Here is a 14882-nt window from a genome sequence, read left to right as displayed (position 1 = left end):
CCCCCAGCCCCGCCGCCAAGAACGCACGCCGGGGTCGCCACGTCCAGGTGCCCCGCATGGTCCCGCCACTCCCGCGAGAGCTCCGGGCCGAAGCACGCACCCACGGCATCCAGCAGCGGGGCGGCCTTCACGAGGGTCTCGAACGCCTCACCGTCCGGGTCCGAGTCCGCGACGATCCCGCCGCCCACGCCCAGGCGCACCGCCCCGTCCGAGAACTCGAAGGTCCGGATGGCCACGTTCATCACCAGCCCCGCCACCGGGCTCACGCACCCCACGGCCCCGGTGTAGGCGCCCCGGGCGGTGGTCTCCAGCTCGTTGATGATCTCGGTGGCCCGGATCTTGGGGGCGCCCGTGCAGGAACCGGGCGGGAACGTGGAACGCAGCAGGGCGGCGTCGTCGAGCCCGGGGCGCAGCGTTCCGTGGACGTCCGCGACCAGGTGGTGGACGCCCGTGTGCGGCTCCACGCGCGGCACGGCGGGGCTCAGCACGGACCCGGGGACGCACGCGCGGGAGAGGTCGTTGCGCATGAGGTCCACGATCATCACGTTCTCCGCGCGGTTCTTGGCGGAGGCGTGCAGCTCGCGGGGATCGGTGTCCGCGGGGGCGGTGCCCTTGATGGGCGAGGTGAGCACGGCGTCCCCCGTGCGCCGCAGGTACAGCTCCGGAGAGAGGCTCGCCACGGCTCCCCCGGGCACGCGCACGAACGCGGCGAGACGCGGGCGCAGCCGCTCGTACCCCGCGCAGAACAGGTCCAGCGGGTCCCCGCGGAAGCCCGCCGCGAGCTCGCGGCAGACGTTCGCCTGGAAGACGTCCCCGTCCCGGATGTGGGCCAGCGCCCGCCGCACGGCCCGCGCGTGGGCCGCGCCTGTCACGGCGGCCTGGAACGGCTCGCACCGGTACGGGCGCGGCGCGCACGCCCCGGACGACGACGCCGCGGGGCCGGCCGCGAGCGCACGCTCCACGGCGGACAGCGTCTCGGCCACCCGGGCCGGGTCCGCACCGGGAAGGGACTCGCAGCACCAACGGTCCGTGGCGGCGTCGTGCACCAGGACATGGTCGTAGTGGGCCAGGTGGTGCTCCGGCAGCCCGCCGGAGCGCGGGGGCGCGGGCGGGAGCGCCTCCAGGCGGCGCGAGAGCTGGTAGCCCAGGTAGCCGATCCATCCGCCGCCGAACCGGGTGGGGTCGCCCGCGGTGGGTGCCTGAACCGGGGCGCCGACGCCGCTCCAGTCCCCGCCCGCGGCGGGGCCGGGAGGTTCCGCCCCATCCGAGGTGGGATGCCCACCGGGGCCGGGCGGCGCGGCGTCGTCGGCGGTGGGTGCGGGGGCGGCGTCGTCCGCAGAGCCCAGCGCCGCGAACGGGTCCTCGTCAGGGCCCAGGACGCGCGCGGGCCGGAGGCCGATGACCGCGTCCCCGTGCACCCAGTCGCCGAAGAGGGCCGCGAGGCCGGGCTGGTCCCGCAGGGCGCGCAGCATCTGCACGGGGCTCACGCGCTGCGGCAGGAGGTGTCGGGGCACGGATTCCTCTCGTGGTGGGTGCCGGGCGAACGGCTCGACCGCGGCCATGGTACGGAAAGGAACCGCCCCGCAGAGCATGCGGAGCGGTTCCTCGACGACGGTCCCGGTGCCGCGCACGTACGCGGCGGGGCGTCGCTCAGATCTTGACGACCATCTTGCCCTTGTTCGCGCCCTTCATCATGTCCAGGAACGCGTCCACGGCGTGGTCGATGCCCTCCACCACGGTCTCGTCGTGCACGATCCTGCCCTCCTGGAACCAGCCGCCCACCTTCTGGGTGAACTCGTCGGCGATGTCCATGTGGTCACCCATGGTGAAGCCCTCGAGCTTCAGCGAGTTCTTGATGAGGTTGCCCATGTTGTCCGGGCCGCAGGGCTTCTCGGTGGAGTTGTACTGGCTGATGGCGCCGCACACGGCCACCCGGCCGTGACGGTTGAGGACGTCCAGCGCGGCTTCGAGGTGGTCCCCGCCCACGTTGTCGAAGTACACGTCCACGCCGTCCTCGCCGACGGCCTGGGTGAGCTGCTCGCGGATGGGGGCGTCCTTGTAGTTGAGCACGGCGTCGAAACCGTACTTGCCGGTGAGCAGCTCAGCCTTTTCGTCGGAGCCGGCGGAGCCGATCACGTACGAGGCGCCCAGCAGCTTGGCCAGCTGCCCCACGGTGGAGCCCACGGCACCGGCGGCGCCGGAGACGAACACGCGGTCGCCCTCCTTGACCTGGGCGATGCGCGTGAGGCCGGTGTAGGCGGTCATGCCGGTGAGCCCCAGGACGCCCAGGTAGAGGGAGAGGGAGGCGCCGTCGAGGTCCTGCACGGCGGTGAACTCCTCGGCGGAGCCCTGGGCGAGGTCACGCCACCCCATCTGGTGCAGCACGGGGGTGCCCTCGGGCAGCTTCTCGGAGCGGGACTCGACCACGCGGCCCACGGCGCCGCCGGTCATGGTCTCGCCCAGCTGGAACGGCGGAATGTAGCTCTTCTCGTCCCGCATGCGGCCGCGCATGTACGGGTCCACGGAGATGAACTCGTTGCGCACGCGCACCTGGCCGTCCTGGAGCTCGGGCAGCTCCTCGGTCACGGTGCGGAAGTTCTCCGGCTCGGGCCACCCCTCCGGGCGGGAGACGAGCTGGATCTGGGTGCTGGTGGAATCGTTGGTAGCCATGACCTCATCGTGGCACGCACAGACGCTTGCCACGGCAAGGATTCGCGTGGAGCGGACGTGGTGCGGCAGGGGAATAAAAGCACCCCAACCGATCAGTAACTTCTGCTTCCCCAGCGCACCCCCTTGTGAGCCGGATCACCCCGTGGAATAGTAATGTCTCACTATTATAGTTCTCGCCCGGGAGACCTCCCGCGTCCAGGGGCACCGACCACCGGAGACGACATGACCATCAGCAACCACAACGTCCTGGCACCGCGCCGCGACGCACGCAAGCCCACCGGGCTCGCGTGCGGACAGCGACCCACGGAGCCCAAGGGCCCGCTGTTCATCGCAGCCCTCGCCTTCGCCCAGCTGGCCCTGTACGTGGCCCTGCTGGGACCGGTCATGGTGTCCATGGCCCTGAAGGTCTCCACCCTCACGGACGATCCCACCCAGCGCACGAGCATGGTCGGGGCAGTGCTGGGCGTGGGAGCCATTGCCGCGGTGATCGGCAACGCCCTGTTCGGGCGGCTCTCGGACCGCACGACCTCCCGGTTCGGGCGGCGTCGCCCGTGGCTGATCGGCGGGTCGCTCGTGATGGGCCTCGCGCTCATCGGGATCAGCCAGGCCACGAGCACACCCATGCTGGCCGTGGGGTGGTTCGTGGCGCAGCTCGGCGCGAACGCCGCGTTCAGCCCGTACATCGCCACGCTCGCGGACCAGCTGCCCGAGCAGCAGTACGCGAAGGTCTCCGCGACCGTGGGCGTGATGCAGAGTGTGGGCGTCCTGGTGGCCACGTGGTTCGCGTCCCTGTTCGCCTCGAACATGCTGCTGCTCTTCGCCGTCCCGGCGGTCGTGGGCGTCGTGGGACTGTGCCTCTACGCCCTGGTCCTGCCGGATCCGGTCCTCACGCTCCGCCCGCCCCGGCTGAGCCTCAAGGAGCTGCTCGGCTCGTTCTGGGTCAACCCGCTGCGCCACCGCGACTTCGGATTCGCGTGGTGGTCCCGGTTCCTGATCATGCTCTCGAGCTTCATGTTCACGTCCTTCCGCCTGCCGTTCGTCACGGACCGCCTGCACATCACCGCGGCCGACGGCGCCGGCGTCGTCTTCCTGGGCGTGCTCACCTACACGGTCGCGCTCGTCCCGGCCAGCTACCTGGCGGGGTGGTTCTCCGACCGCACCGGGCGGCGCAAGCTGCCCGTGGCGCTGGCCACCGCGCTGTTCGCGGTGGGGACCTACCTGCTGCTGCACGTGGGCTCGATCGGCCAGTTCTACATGGTCGAGGCCCTGCTGGGCATCGCGTACGGCATCTACATGAGCGTGGACATGGCGCTCGTGCTGCAGGTGCTGCCCAATCCGGAGGACAACGCCAAGGACCTGGGCGTGTTCAACATGGCCAATGCCATGCCCCAGTCCCTCGCACCCTTCCTGGGTGCGGCGCTGCTCGCCACGAGCGTCACCGCCTCCGAGCCCAACTACGCCCTGCTCCTGGGTGCCGCGGCCACCGCGGCGCTCGTCGGAGCCATCGCCGTTCTCCCGATCAGGAAAGTGAAGTAGTCATGACGGACACCATCCACGCAGCATCATCGCCGGTCCCGCGGTTCGCGGAGCTGATCGCACAGCTCTCCCTCGAGGAGAAGGTGCACCTGCTTACCGGGGAGACGGCGTTCACGCTGCCCGGCAACGAAACCATCGGCCTGGCGCCCCTCGCGTTCTCGGACGGCCCCACCGGGGTGCGCGGACTGAAGTTCGTGGGCGGGGACCCCGTGGCCCTGTTCCCCAACGCGACCCTGATCTCCGGGGCGTGGGACGACGACGTCGCCGAGCAGGTGGGCACGATGCTCGCCGAGGAGGCGCAGCGCCAGCACATCAACGTGGTGCTCGGGCCCACCATCAACCTGCACCGCACGCCGCTGGGCGGGCGCCTGTTCGAGGCGTACTCGGAGGATCCCTACCTGACCGGCCGCGCGGCGTCGTCGTACGTGCGGGGCATGCAGGAGCAGGGTGTGTCCGCGTGCCTGAAGCACCTCGTGGCCAACGAGTCCGAGACGCTGCGCAACTTCATGGACTCTCGGGTCTCCCAGGAGGCGCTGCGCGAGGTCTACCTGCTGCCGTTCGAGATGGCCGCGCAGGACTCGCACGTGTGGTCCATGATGTGCGCGTACAACGACGTCAACGGGGTGGCTGCCAGCGAGCACGACCAGGTCCAGAACCGGATCGTGAAGGGCGAGTGGGGCTGGGACGGGCTCGTCATGAGCGACTGGTTCGCCACCAAGCGCACCGTGGCCTCCGCAAACGGCGGTCTGGACCTCGTGATGCCGGGTCCCGACGGGCCGTGGGGCGAGCGCCTGGTCGCGGCCGTGCGCAGCTGTGAGGTCTCGGAGGACACGGTGGACGACCACCTGGCCCGGTTGCTGCTGCTGGCCCAGCGAACCGGGGCCCTCGGGGCGGCGTCGGGCACGGAGGACCGCGCCGCGCAGATGCCGGCGCCGGACTCCGACGTCCGCAAGCGGCAGCTGCGCGAGATCGCGGTGCGCGGGATGACCGTGGTGAAGAACGACGGCGCTCTGCCGCTCGGTGACGGGCCGGTGGCCCTGATCGGGCGGCACGCCACCCAGACCGTGAACATGGGCGGCGGCTCCGCGCAGGTGAACCCGCCGTACCAGGTGAGCATCGCGGAGGGCATGCGTGAGGTGCTCGGCGAGCGCGTCACCGTGCTGGACGGGCCCGGCATCCGCACGCGGGCGGTGCCGGCGTCCCCCGCTTTCACGAGCGACCCGGCCAGTGGCACCCCGGGCATGGAGGTGGCCCTGTTCGCCGCGGACGGTCGGGAGCTCACCCGCTACCACAGCGACTCCCCCGCGATCTCGATCGGGTGGGACGACGAGCTGGACGGAACGCCCACCACCGCCGTGCTGCGCGCGGTGCTGGGCAACGACGCCGGTCCGGTCACCGTGGGTGCCGTGGGCGGCGGCCGCTGGCGGGCGGAGGGCGCCGGGCACGAGATCTCCGCAGACCTCACCTTCGAGGGCACCGATCCGGGCGAGACCATGCTGCGCCCGCCGGCCTTCTCCGAGGTGCTCGAGCTGCCGTCGCACGCGGAGCTCACCGCCACGCTCGAGCTGGATCCCATCGACTGGCGGGAGAAGCTGCTGGGTGATCCCGCCCTGGGTCTCGCCGAGGAGAGCCACCTGCTGGACATGTCCGCCATGGGGCTCACCGCGATCGTGGCCGCTCCGGCGCCGCGGCCGGATGAAGAGGTGATCGAGGACGCGGCGAGGGCCGCGCGGGAGGCGGGGACCGCCGTCGTCGTCGTGGGGCTGTCCGAGGAGCAGGAGACCGAGGCCGCGGACAAGACGACGCTCGCACTGCCCGGCGAGCAGGACGAGCTGGTGCGCCGCGTGGCGGCCGCCGCCGAGCGCACCGTGGTGGTCGTCAACGCCGCCACCCCCGTGCTCATGCCGTGGCTCGCGGATGTGGACGCGGTGATGGTCGTGGGCCTGCCCGGTCAGGAAGGTGGTCACGCGGTGGCCGCCGCGCTGACCGGTGAGCTCGAGCCTACCGGGCGGCTCGTGACCACCTACCCGGCCGCGGACGGCCAGGCGCCCGCGTGGGACGTGACCCCCGGCGAGGACCTGGGGCTCGACTACGCGGACGACGTGTTCGTGGGCTACCGCGGCTACCACCCGGGCCGGGCCGCGGAACCGCTGTTCTGGTTCGGGCACGGCCTGGGGTACGGCAGCTGGGAGTACGGGGACGCGGCCGTCTCCGGGTCCCGAGACGCCGGCACGCTGAGCGTGGTCGTGGACGTGACCAGCACCGGCGGGCGCGAGTCGCGCGAGACCGTGCAGGTGTACTTCCAGCCCACGGACACCGACCAGCCGATCCGGCTCGTCGGCTTCCAGGGCGCGCAGGTCCCGGCCGGGGCGACGGCGCGCGTGGAGGTCGCGTGCGATCCGCGCCTGTTCCGCCGCTGGGACGAGCAGGCAGACGAGTGGCGTGCGCTGGAACCGGGCGGGACGCTCGTGGTGGCGCGCGGTCTGGGGGACGTGCGGGCGCGGCTACCGTTGACCTGAGCCCGGGGAGGCGGCGGGTGCTCGCTCGCGCGAGTGCCCGCCGCGTTCCGTCCAGCAAGGAGAGACCATGCCCACAGGAACCACCACGAGTCGCCGAAGCGGTCGCCCCCGCGGCGCGGACACCGCCGCGCGCCGCGAGGACATCCTGAGGGTTGCCGCCGAGCTGTTCTCCGTGGACGGGTACCGCGGCACGTCCATGAGCCGGGTGGCGAAGGCCGCGGGGATCAGCCACACCGGGCTGGTGCACCACTTCCCCACGAAGGACGACCTCCTGGGTGCCGTGATGGACCGCCGGGACGAGCTCGACACCGCCCGGGCGTTCGCGGACGCCGGCACACGGCCCGCCGGGTGGGACTACGTGCACGCCATGGTGCAGCTGGTGCGCAACAACGAGGAGCACCCCGGAATGGTGCGGCTGTTCACCACGGTCTCCGGAGAGGCCGTGGACCCGGAGCACCCCGCGAATGCGTGGCTGCGCCGGCACCACGAGGCGACCGTGCGACGCCTGCGCGACGCTTTCCAGCAGGCGGCCGAGGCGGGTCAGCTGGCACCGGACGCGCCCGTGGACGCGATGTGCCGGCTGATCGTGGCCGCCATGGACGGGCTGCAGACCCAGTGGCTCACCGGCACCGCGCCCGGCATGGCGGACGAGCTGGCGTGCCTGGTGGAGGCGTTCGAGGCGCGCTGGCGACGGTGAGGGACTTTGTGATGGGCCGGTGACCGGCACAACGACGTCGCCGGGTCACCGAAAGCGCGGCGACCGCGGGGCCCGGGGGTAACGGGCCCCGCGGTCGCGGGCTGTGATGCCGTCGCGTGATGCGCGGCGGCGCGGGCCTCAGCCCTGGCGGGCCTTCATGCGCGGGTTCTTCTTGTTGATCACGTAGGTCTTCCCGCGGCGGCGGACCACCTGGGAGCCGGGGATCTTCTTGAGGGAACGGAGGGAGTTGCGGACCTTCACGGGGCCTCCTGGGCATGGGGAGTTACTTGCGAACGGTTCTCAGAATACCAGTCGCAGCTCGCGCTTGGCGACGACGCCGCACGCGGGCTCCCGCGCGTCCCGCACCCGGGTGCGGGACGGGGAGAGGTGACCGGGCGGCGTCGTCGGCCGCGATGGGGGCGTCAGCGGCGCGGCGCCATCTCGTCCTCGACAACCCACTTGTGGTTATTCATGATCATGCCGTCGGCCTCGTAGTCCACCATGTAGACCGTCTGGGTGGTGGAGGAGGCGATGGCGCCCTTGGCACCCTTCATACCGGGCATGTGGTCCGCCTCGATCGTCACGGCAGTGCCGTCCGAGAGGCGCTCGAAACCGGCGCCCTTGAGCTCTTCCTGGACCACCCACTTGTGGTCGGTGACCTCGGGGCCGCCGTCCGTGGGGGTGTAGGTCACGGCGTAGGCCACGGTCTTGTACGCGCTCACCACGGTGGCCGGGGCGTCCTTCATGCCCTCCATGTGGTCGGTGGTCAGCGTGACCTCGGTGCCCTTCGGGTAGGTGGGGTTCTCAGCGGTCGCGATGCCCTCCAAGGCGGGGCCGCCGTCCATGGCGTGCATGTGCTCCTGGCCGTGCTCGTGCCCGCCCTGGCTCGCACTGAGTGACCCGCTCGCGGGCGACGACGCCGCCTGGCTCGTCGCACTGGAGCTTGCGCCGGTCTCGTGGCCCTCGTGCACGGAGTGGTCCGCGGAATCGGAACCGGCAGAGCAGGCGGTGGCGGTCACCAGGATGGCGAGGCCTGCGAGGGTGAGGGGAAGTCGACGCATGGGAATGATCCTTTCTATGGGCCCTTCCGGGGTTCTGGACCCCGGTACGGGCGGGTTTCTGCTCGGAATCTGTGGTGAGGACACGACACCGTTGCGGTGGTTCCCTACAGCAGGGTGCCGAAAGAGGCGACGAAGCCGCCCAGCATGAACGCGCTGATGCCGTAGGCCAGGGGGCGGTTGTCCATGGGGCCGCCACCGGAGGCGTGGTGGGTGATGGCGTGGCCCTTGCCGCGGCGCAGCAGGGCCTTGTTCACGGGATACGCGGCGAAGTAGGCGATGACCAGGGAGAGGGCCATGGAGCCCCAGAACAGGGCGTTCAGCAGACCGGCGTTCATGGCGCCGGGGACCAGCCACATGACGAGGTTGTCCACGACCTCCATGGTGAGGATGGAGACGGTGTCCGCGGCGAGCACGAGGCGCAGGGCCTGGCCAACGCTGATGCCGGCGCGCAGCAGGGGCAGGGAGGACAGGGTATAGCCGAACACGAAGGACAGGGCGATGGCCACGGCGGTGCCCACCACGTTGTCCCAGCCGAATACGGTGGAGAGGATCAGCCCGGCGATCTCACCGATGGAGCAGCCGGTGAGGCAGTGCAGGGTGGCGCTGGCGGCCATGGGGGACATGTCGTGGGTGGAGTGGCCGGGGGTGGCGTGGTCGTGCATGTCGTGACCCGCGTGGGGGTTTGCGTGATCGGTGGGATGAATATCGGCATGCGGATCCATATCGTCAACCATATACCCCTGGGGGGTATATGGATCTCCGCCGCCGTGCACATGAGAACCACTGGATAGAGCGAGCGCCCTACACTGAGAGCCCTGGCCGACGAGATGAACACCCAAGGGCTGAGAGCGGTGCTGCATGACCTCGCCCAATGCCCGACCCAGCGAAGTCCCCACGTGGCCAGAACTCATGGGCCCAGTCATGACGGTCCTGGAGTCCGAAGAGACCCTCCATCGTAAGGAAATCTTCGAACGCGCAACCAGGATCGCGCAGCTGAGCGAAGCAGCCCTTCAAGAGCGGCTCAACAGCGGCGAACTCAATTACGAGCATCGAATGAGCTGGGTTCTCACCCATTTGGCCCGAGCCAACCTAGTGGACAAACCTTCCCGAGGCCACTACCGCCTCAATGATGCGGGCAGAGAGTTTCACTTACAGCACCCAGAAGGCATGACCTACAGCTCAGCTAATACCTATTTCAAATCTTTTTGGGAAAAGGAAGTGAGCAACCCATCGAATCCAGTCGAGGTGGATGAGGTTGCGGAAATCGACCCCCTGGAAAAGATCGATCAGGAGCTTGACCAACTGTCCGCCAAAACCAGTGAAGAGCTTCTGCATCGACTGCGGAGTTCACATCCCGACTTCTTCGAGGAGGCAGTGGTTCAGGTCCTGCTGAAAATGGGGTACGGCGGAGTGGACAAACGAGGGCGCCGCATCGGCAGGCCAGGAGACGGCGGCGTAGACGGAGTGATTGACCAGGACCCCCTGGGCCTCGATCAGATCTACATACAGGCCAAACGCTACGCAGAGAAGGACACCGTGGGCCGGGAGGCCATTCAAGCCTTCGTGGGAGCACTGCATGGCAAGGGTGCATCAAAAGGTATTTTTATCACCACAAGCACATTTACTGCGGGCGCAAAAGAGTACGCCGCAGTAGTCCCTTCCCGACCCATCCTCATCGACGGCGAACGCCTAGTTGTAGGAGGGCGTGACGTTGTTGATGCGGGTTGGGGTGCGTGTGGCCGGGGGCTGGTCGCCGCAGGCGGTGTGAGGCCGATGGTAGTTGAAGTGGTTCACCCACACCCCGATCGCCTCCCGGCGGGCTTGCTCGCTGGGATACGGGCGGGCGTAGAGCACCTCATCGGCCAGTAACCGGTTGTAGCGTTCGACCTTGCCGTTGTGTCGCGGGGTGTAGGGGCGGATCCGCTGGTGCCTGCCAGCCAGTGCTTCCACGGTGCGGGTGAAGTCCCGGGCGGTGTAGTTGGCACCGTTATCGGTGACTACCCGGTGGATCCGGGTGATCCCGTGGGCGGCGAAGAACACCCTCGCCCGGGCGAAGAGCCCGATGGTGGTGGCTGCTTTCTCATCGTCGAGGGCCTCGGTGTAGGCCAGGCGGGAGAACCCGTCCACGGCTGAGTGGAGGTAGGTGTAGCCGACGCGCTGCTTGTGTGCGCGTTTGGAAGCCAGGGCTTAGCGGGAGCCTCTCCCGTGGGCCCACCAATCACCACCGTCAGGGATCTTCCCGAGTTTCTTCACGTCCAGGTGGATCATGTGCCCTGCCCATCCGGCTCGGATGCGTTGGGGTGGGCGTCGTAGGTTCTCCCCGTTCGGGGTGAGATCACGCAGCCGGGAGATACCGAGTCGGTGCGACCACCGGCCCACGGTGCGCAGATGCAGCTGGTACCCCAGTCCCTGCAGGTGGTGGTGGATACGCCGGGCTGACCACTTCTTCTGCCGCCGCAGGGATTCGATCTCGGCAATGAGATCAGAGCTGATCTGGGATGGACAGGATCCTGGCCGGCTGGTGCGGTCACCCAGACCCGCTTCGCCTTCAGCGCGGTAGCGGGTAACCCAGGTGGCCACGGTGGGACGGGAGACCCGGAACTCCGCGGCCACGTGAGCCTGGGGCACACCGTCGTGGAGATGACGGTGGACCATGCGCAAACGACCGGTCGGGGTCAGGGGTGCATTAGCGTGGGTCATGAGCGGGCTCTGCTTTCTCGCCGATGGCTTGTTGAGGAACTTCCATCCTGCGGGGTAGAGCCCGCTCGCCTCACATCACCCCACCACTGACACCAAGAACCTCATGCCCCAACACCTAGTGACCTTAATGCTCAAGTACCGCGTGGGCGTGCAGGTGAGACAGACTTTCGACATCTTGACCGTGGACGAGGATTTCTTCGCATAAAACCTACTGCGGGTCCACACTGGCCCCTATCTCGACGAAGACTGCATCCGCAAAAGCATCATTGTGATACCCAGAGAACGCACCGCGTCCCTTCCTCAACTGCCCCAATGCCAGAGAGCGCGCAGCAAGGAGAACTTCGGGGATATCAAGCAGCTCCGGAATCGCGTGAAGACCCTCCAACCAAGCAGCCCTCACCGTCCCCGCAGACCGATAACCGTTGTGCGCCTCAAAGTGGCCAGAGACGTCATCCGGCAACTCACCCCGATCGCTGATATTGAGGACTGAATACGGGCGCCATTCACCTGCTTCGTCCTTATGCTCCCCTAGAAACATGACCTCCACGTTCTGGATGCTCAGCGTGGCCAGACGACGATTTGTCGGTCCCCGGGAGGTACCAGGCACAGCCGTGAGCGTCCACAGACCCCCCTCCCCCAGGTCCGGGGAGGGGATCACTTTGCCCACGTAGGCAGCCACCGCCGAGATGACTTGGTGGGCCTTTGGATGGCGCATGAGCCGATCCAGATTTTGCCGGGAACGCATCCTGCGGCGAGCCACTCGGGTCCGGTGGGGATCCACCGCCAACCCCTGATAATCCGCACCCGCGGTCAACCACTCCGCTTGTGCTTGCTTGTCGATGAGCACATCAAGTCGCGAGGGCCCCAAAGGCTGTGCCAGAAGGAGAAGGTTGCGGAGAATTACCCCGGCCGCTTCCCGTTCAGACACTACCGCTCGTTCCATTCGGTCCAGGTTTTCTGGGAGCACGGGGGCAAACCTTACAAAGACGATGTCGGGCCAGCGCCTACGGTGATCCGTAAACCGCCGAGGGAAATTCACCGTCTTGCCCACATATTCCTCGCCATTGGCGAACCCGAGAATATATATCCCGGACATGAGCCCCGCGTCGAACAACACCGAGGAACTGACTCCCGCAGGAGCATCCCATTCTTTGAACTGCAGCACTGCGGAATTCATAAAGCAATTTTATCTGAACGGGCCTGTGGCTCGCAAACCTCGCAGTGTGATGGCCCAGGGCAGAGGGAACCCGAAAAGGTCATACCCGGAAGGGGTCGTTCACCCCAGCCCGTTAGCGCGTGTCCACTCGGCAAACCCACCGGCTCGGAAGGGCAGGCGGTACTCGGTAGCCAAGAGATCATCCGCCACATGGGACACCATCTCCAGAGTCAGTCGTCCGCCGCGGATGGCATCGGTCAGCAGACCCAGCGTTCCTCTCACCTCTACTCCGGCATCAAGGCCAGCTCTGCGGCCAGCGCCGTCATCAATGATGACGGCGCAGGAGTGAGCTCGCGCGTAGGCCAGCACCGACGCTTCGCCGGCATTACGACCGCTCTGGCCCACCAAACGCTCCGCGAAAAATGCGTAGTGCTCTAGCTCATCCTCCGACTCCACTGACGGGTAATTATCCAGTCCGCTGCCAGCACCACTTGCAGGTGTGGGCGCCCACGCGACCCGGCTCGTAATTCTTCTTCCACGACGTCCGTGATGACAATCTTTGCACCATTCGCTACGAAGGGCAGAACAGCCAACCAACCCGCCTTGGCAAAGTGGCTCAGCGGACCCGTGTCCATCACCAAAGCCGGGAGACGAGGCTCCTCAGGCAACGTCCCAGCCGGGACTCGCTCGCTCATGACACGAACTGCCAGATTTCGTCGTCCGTCCGGGAGGGAAGGGCAGGCAAGTCAGCCTCGTCGATAGCCCCGAAGAAGAGATCCAGGGCGCGGGCAGCACTGATCTTCTCCCCGAGGTAGAGGCGCTCCACGGACCTCGCGTATGTCGGGGGGACATCCCCGATCTCCAATTCCACAGGGACCACCAACCCCATGGTCTGAATATCCAAGCGCGTGGTGATATACGACCGAATGGTGGAGACCATGCCGCCATCAATGAGGTCCAGCTCCATCAGACGGCGAGACAGCGTGGAGAAGTCCACCCGATACTCACTGGCAAGCCGCACCGCGAGAGGGCGGGTCTCGTGGTCACGAAGACCGGTCGTCCAGTCCTTGCGCAGTTGCTTCCCGGGCATGAGCAGGGCCCGGGCGAAGAAGTCGAAGAGCGCTTCGCGCCGATCAGAAGCGGCCTCCTGCACCTTCCAGTCAACGGTGTAGTCATCGGCCACCAGGGCATGCCCCACCTCGTGGGCAAGTGCCAGACGACGGCGTCCCGGCGCCAAATGGCCGTTAATCACCGTGACCGCCCCGGACGCAAGAAGGACCGTGGCAGCATCGGCGGATTCCGAACCCAGATCCACCACGAACGGCATCAATCCGACGCACGAGACACGCTCCCCCAAACCCTTGAGCGGTCCTCCCGCAGGGACGCCGAGTGCCGTGCGCGCCTCCCCGGCCAGGGCTTCGGCTTCCTCCGGAGCGGTCGGCATCGCATGTACGGGCATCGAGGGGAGCGTGAAGGACGTATCCAAGCGCGTGAGTAGCTCCACGGCCTCCACCCGTTGACTGACTTCCGCATCAATCATTGGGGAGGCCGCACCAGGATCCGCGAGGTTCCGGTGACTTACTACCGCGGGCACCTGCTCCCGTAGAAGAGACTCAATCCGAACCCCCACGGTCTGAGCGATGCGATTCAACTCCAGCGCACTAACTCGGCGGGCGCCGGATTCGATCTTGGCAAGGACCGAACGATCGAGGCCCACCCCTTGCGCGAGCTGGGACTGAGTCAGGGAGGCTCGAGTGCGGGCCTCGGCGATACGTTGACCCAGATACTCCGTCGTCATGGTCATGTGTGCGATTTTAGAACACACGCTCAGCTCCGAGCTAGTGAGCGCTACCGCTACTCCCCAGGCACGAACAGCTCCTCAATCCGACACCCAAAGACTCCCGCCAGCCGGAACGCCAGCGGCAGGCTCGGGTCGAAGCGTCCGCGTTCGATGGAGATCACCGTCTGCCGGGACACCCCCAGCCGTTCCGCGAGCGACGCCTGGGACCACTGCCTTTTGGCCCGCTCTTCCGCAATGTGGTTCTTCACTGGACTGCACGGCGCTTGAGCACCTGGTCCCGCACCGCCACGTCTGCGACCGCCAGGATCAGCACCCACAGCAGCACGGTGGATCCGGAGACCTCCAGCTGGGAGACGGACAGGACCAGCAGGGCGATGCCGCCCAGCGTGATGATGTCGTGGAAGGCGCCGGAGGTCGCCTGCTCGTACCAGCGGTGCTCCACACCGTCCTCTGCATGTGGTTCCTCCTGCACCGTGTACCTGGAGACGAACACGAACCATCCGAGCATCGCCATGGGCGCCAGAGTGCACCCCGCAAAGACGGCGAAGGCCAGCCAGGGATTCTCCGGACGGGCGAGGGAGGCAACCCCTCCGACGGCAGCTGCGCCGACGAGCGCCATGGCGAGCATGAGCGCGTAGGCACCGGCGGGCGCCCTGCCTGTGGTCTGGGTCCTGGGGGTCATGTCGTCCTCCTGCTGAATGGTGTAAAGCGTGCTTGACTGCAGTCAAGCACGCTTTACACG

At 67.8% G+C, this 14882-nt stretch carries 13 protein-coding genes and 2 pseudogenes; 4 read left to right on the top strand and 11 right to left on the bottom strand.

The window, feature by feature from the left end:
* Both CWC38_RS07815 and CWC38_RS07810 read right to left on the bottom strand, forming a co-directional pair.
* On the bottom strand, positions 1-1514 hold a 1514-nt coding region (locus CWC38_RS07815), incomplete at its 3' end, for an anthranilate synthase component I family protein (RefSeq protein ID WP_240625155.1).
* Positions 1515-1650: 136 nt separating this feature from the next.
* The gene (locus CWC38_RS07810) at positions 1651-2670 is read right to left on the bottom strand and encodes an NADP-dependent oxidoreductase (RefSeq protein ID WP_121846224.1); all 1020 of its coding nucleotides are present in this window, start codon (positions 2668-2670) and stop codon (positions 1651-1653) included.
* Positions 2671-2892: 222 nt separating this feature from the next.
* On the opposite strand from CWC38_RS07810, the gene CWC38_RS07805 reads away from it, so the two are divergent.
* The 3 genes from CWC38_RS07805 to CWC38_RS07795 all read left to right on the top strand — a co-directional run bounded on the left by CWC38_RS07805 (position 2893) and on the right by CWC38_RS07795 (position 7422).
* A complete protein-coding gene (locus CWC38_RS07805) occupies positions 2893-4206 on the top strand; it encodes an MFS transporter (protein WP_165860371.1) in 1314 nt (437 codons plus the stop codon).
* Between the two features lie 2 nt (positions 4207-4208).
* Entirely contained in the window at positions 4209-6725 is a 2517-nt protein-coding gene (locus tag CWC38_RS07800; protein ID WP_121846222.1) for a beta-glucosidase family protein, read from the top strand.
* A gap of 67 nt (positions 6726-6792) precedes the next feature.
* A complete protein-coding gene (locus CWC38_RS07795) occupies positions 6793-7422 on the top strand; it encodes a TetR/AcrR family transcriptional regulator (RefSeq protein WP_121846221.1) in 630 nt (209 codons plus the stop codon).
* A gap of 138 nt (positions 7423-7560) precedes the next feature.
* On the opposite strand, the gene ykgO is transcribed toward CWC38_RS07795, so the two are convergent.
* The 3 genes from ykgO to CWC38_RS07780 form a co-directional block, all read right to left on the bottom strand.
* The gene (gene ykgO, locus CWC38_RS07790; protein ID WP_039100650.1) at positions 7561-7683 is read right to left on the bottom strand and encodes a type B 50S ribosomal protein L36; all 123 of its coding nucleotides are present in this window, start codon (positions 7681-7683) and stop codon (positions 7561-7563) included.
* Between the two features lie 161 nt (positions 7684-7844).
* A complete protein-coding gene (locus CWC38_RS07785; RefSeq protein ID WP_121846220.1) occupies positions 7845-8483 on the bottom strand; it encodes a YdhK family protein in 639 nt (212 codons plus the stop codon).
* A gap of 104 nt (positions 8484-8587) precedes the next feature.
* Complete coding sequence (locus tag CWC38_RS07780; protein ID WP_240625154.1) at positions 8588-9205, bottom strand: DUF4396 domain-containing protein; 618 nt, start codon at positions 9203-9205, stop codon at positions 8588-8590.
* 136 nt (positions 9206-9341) lie between these two features.
* Here CWC38_RS07780 and CWC38_RS07775 point away from each other — a divergent pair.
* A pseudogene (locus CWC38_RS07775) lies at positions 9342-10139 on the top strand (restriction endonuclease); the annotation flags it as partial.
* A gap of 33 nt (positions 10140-10172) precedes the next feature.
* Here CWC38_RS07775 and CWC38_RS07770 read toward each other — a convergent pair.
* From CWC38_RS07770 to CWC38_RS07750, 6 genes and pseudogenes are all read right to left on the bottom strand, one after another.
* Positions 10173-11183 (bottom strand): annotated as a pseudogene (locus CWC38_RS07770) (IS481 family transposase).
* Positions 11184-11391: 208 nt separating this feature from the next.
* Positions 11392-12360, bottom strand: coding sequence for a GIY-YIG nuclease family protein (locus tag CWC38_RS12045; RefSeq protein WP_124106152.1), 969 nt, complete (start codon positions 12358-12360; stop codon positions 11392-11394).
* 99 nt (positions 12361-12459) lie between these two features.
* Positions 12460-12795 (bottom strand): PIN domain-containing protein, encoded by a 336-nt coding sequence (locus CWC38_RS12240; protein WP_206059874.1) that lies wholly within the window; start codon positions 12793-12795, stop codon positions 12460-12462.
* Between the two features lie 235 nt (positions 12796-13030).
* Entirely contained in the window at positions 13031-14143 is a 1113-nt protein-coding gene (locus tag CWC38_RS07760; protein ID WP_121846219.1) for a helix-turn-helix domain-containing protein, read from the bottom strand.
* A 50-nt stretch (positions 14144-14193) separates the two neighbouring features.
* Positions 14194-14388, bottom strand: a complete 195-nt coding sequence (locus CWC38_RS07755) for a helix-turn-helix transcriptional regulator (RefSeq protein ID WP_121846218.1) — start codon at positions 14386-14388, stop codon at positions 14194-14196.
* Positions 14385-14822 carry a hypothetical protein gene (locus CWC38_RS07750; protein WP_121846217.1) on the bottom strand — a complete coding sequence of 146 codons (438 nt, stop codon included), beginning with the start codon at positions 14820-14822 and terminating at the stop codon, positions 14385-14387. The genes CWC38_RS07755 and CWC38_RS07750 overlap by 4 nt, the downstream gene beginning before the upstream one ends.
* Between the last annotated feature and the right edge of the window lie 60 nt (positions 14823-14882).

Source organism: Kocuria tytonicola (assembly GCF_003687455.1).
GTDB lineage: Bacteria > Actinomycetota > Actinomycetes > Actinomycetales > Micrococcaceae > Kocuria > Kocuria tytonicola.
This window is presented reverse-complemented; position numbering and strand designations above follow the sequence as displayed.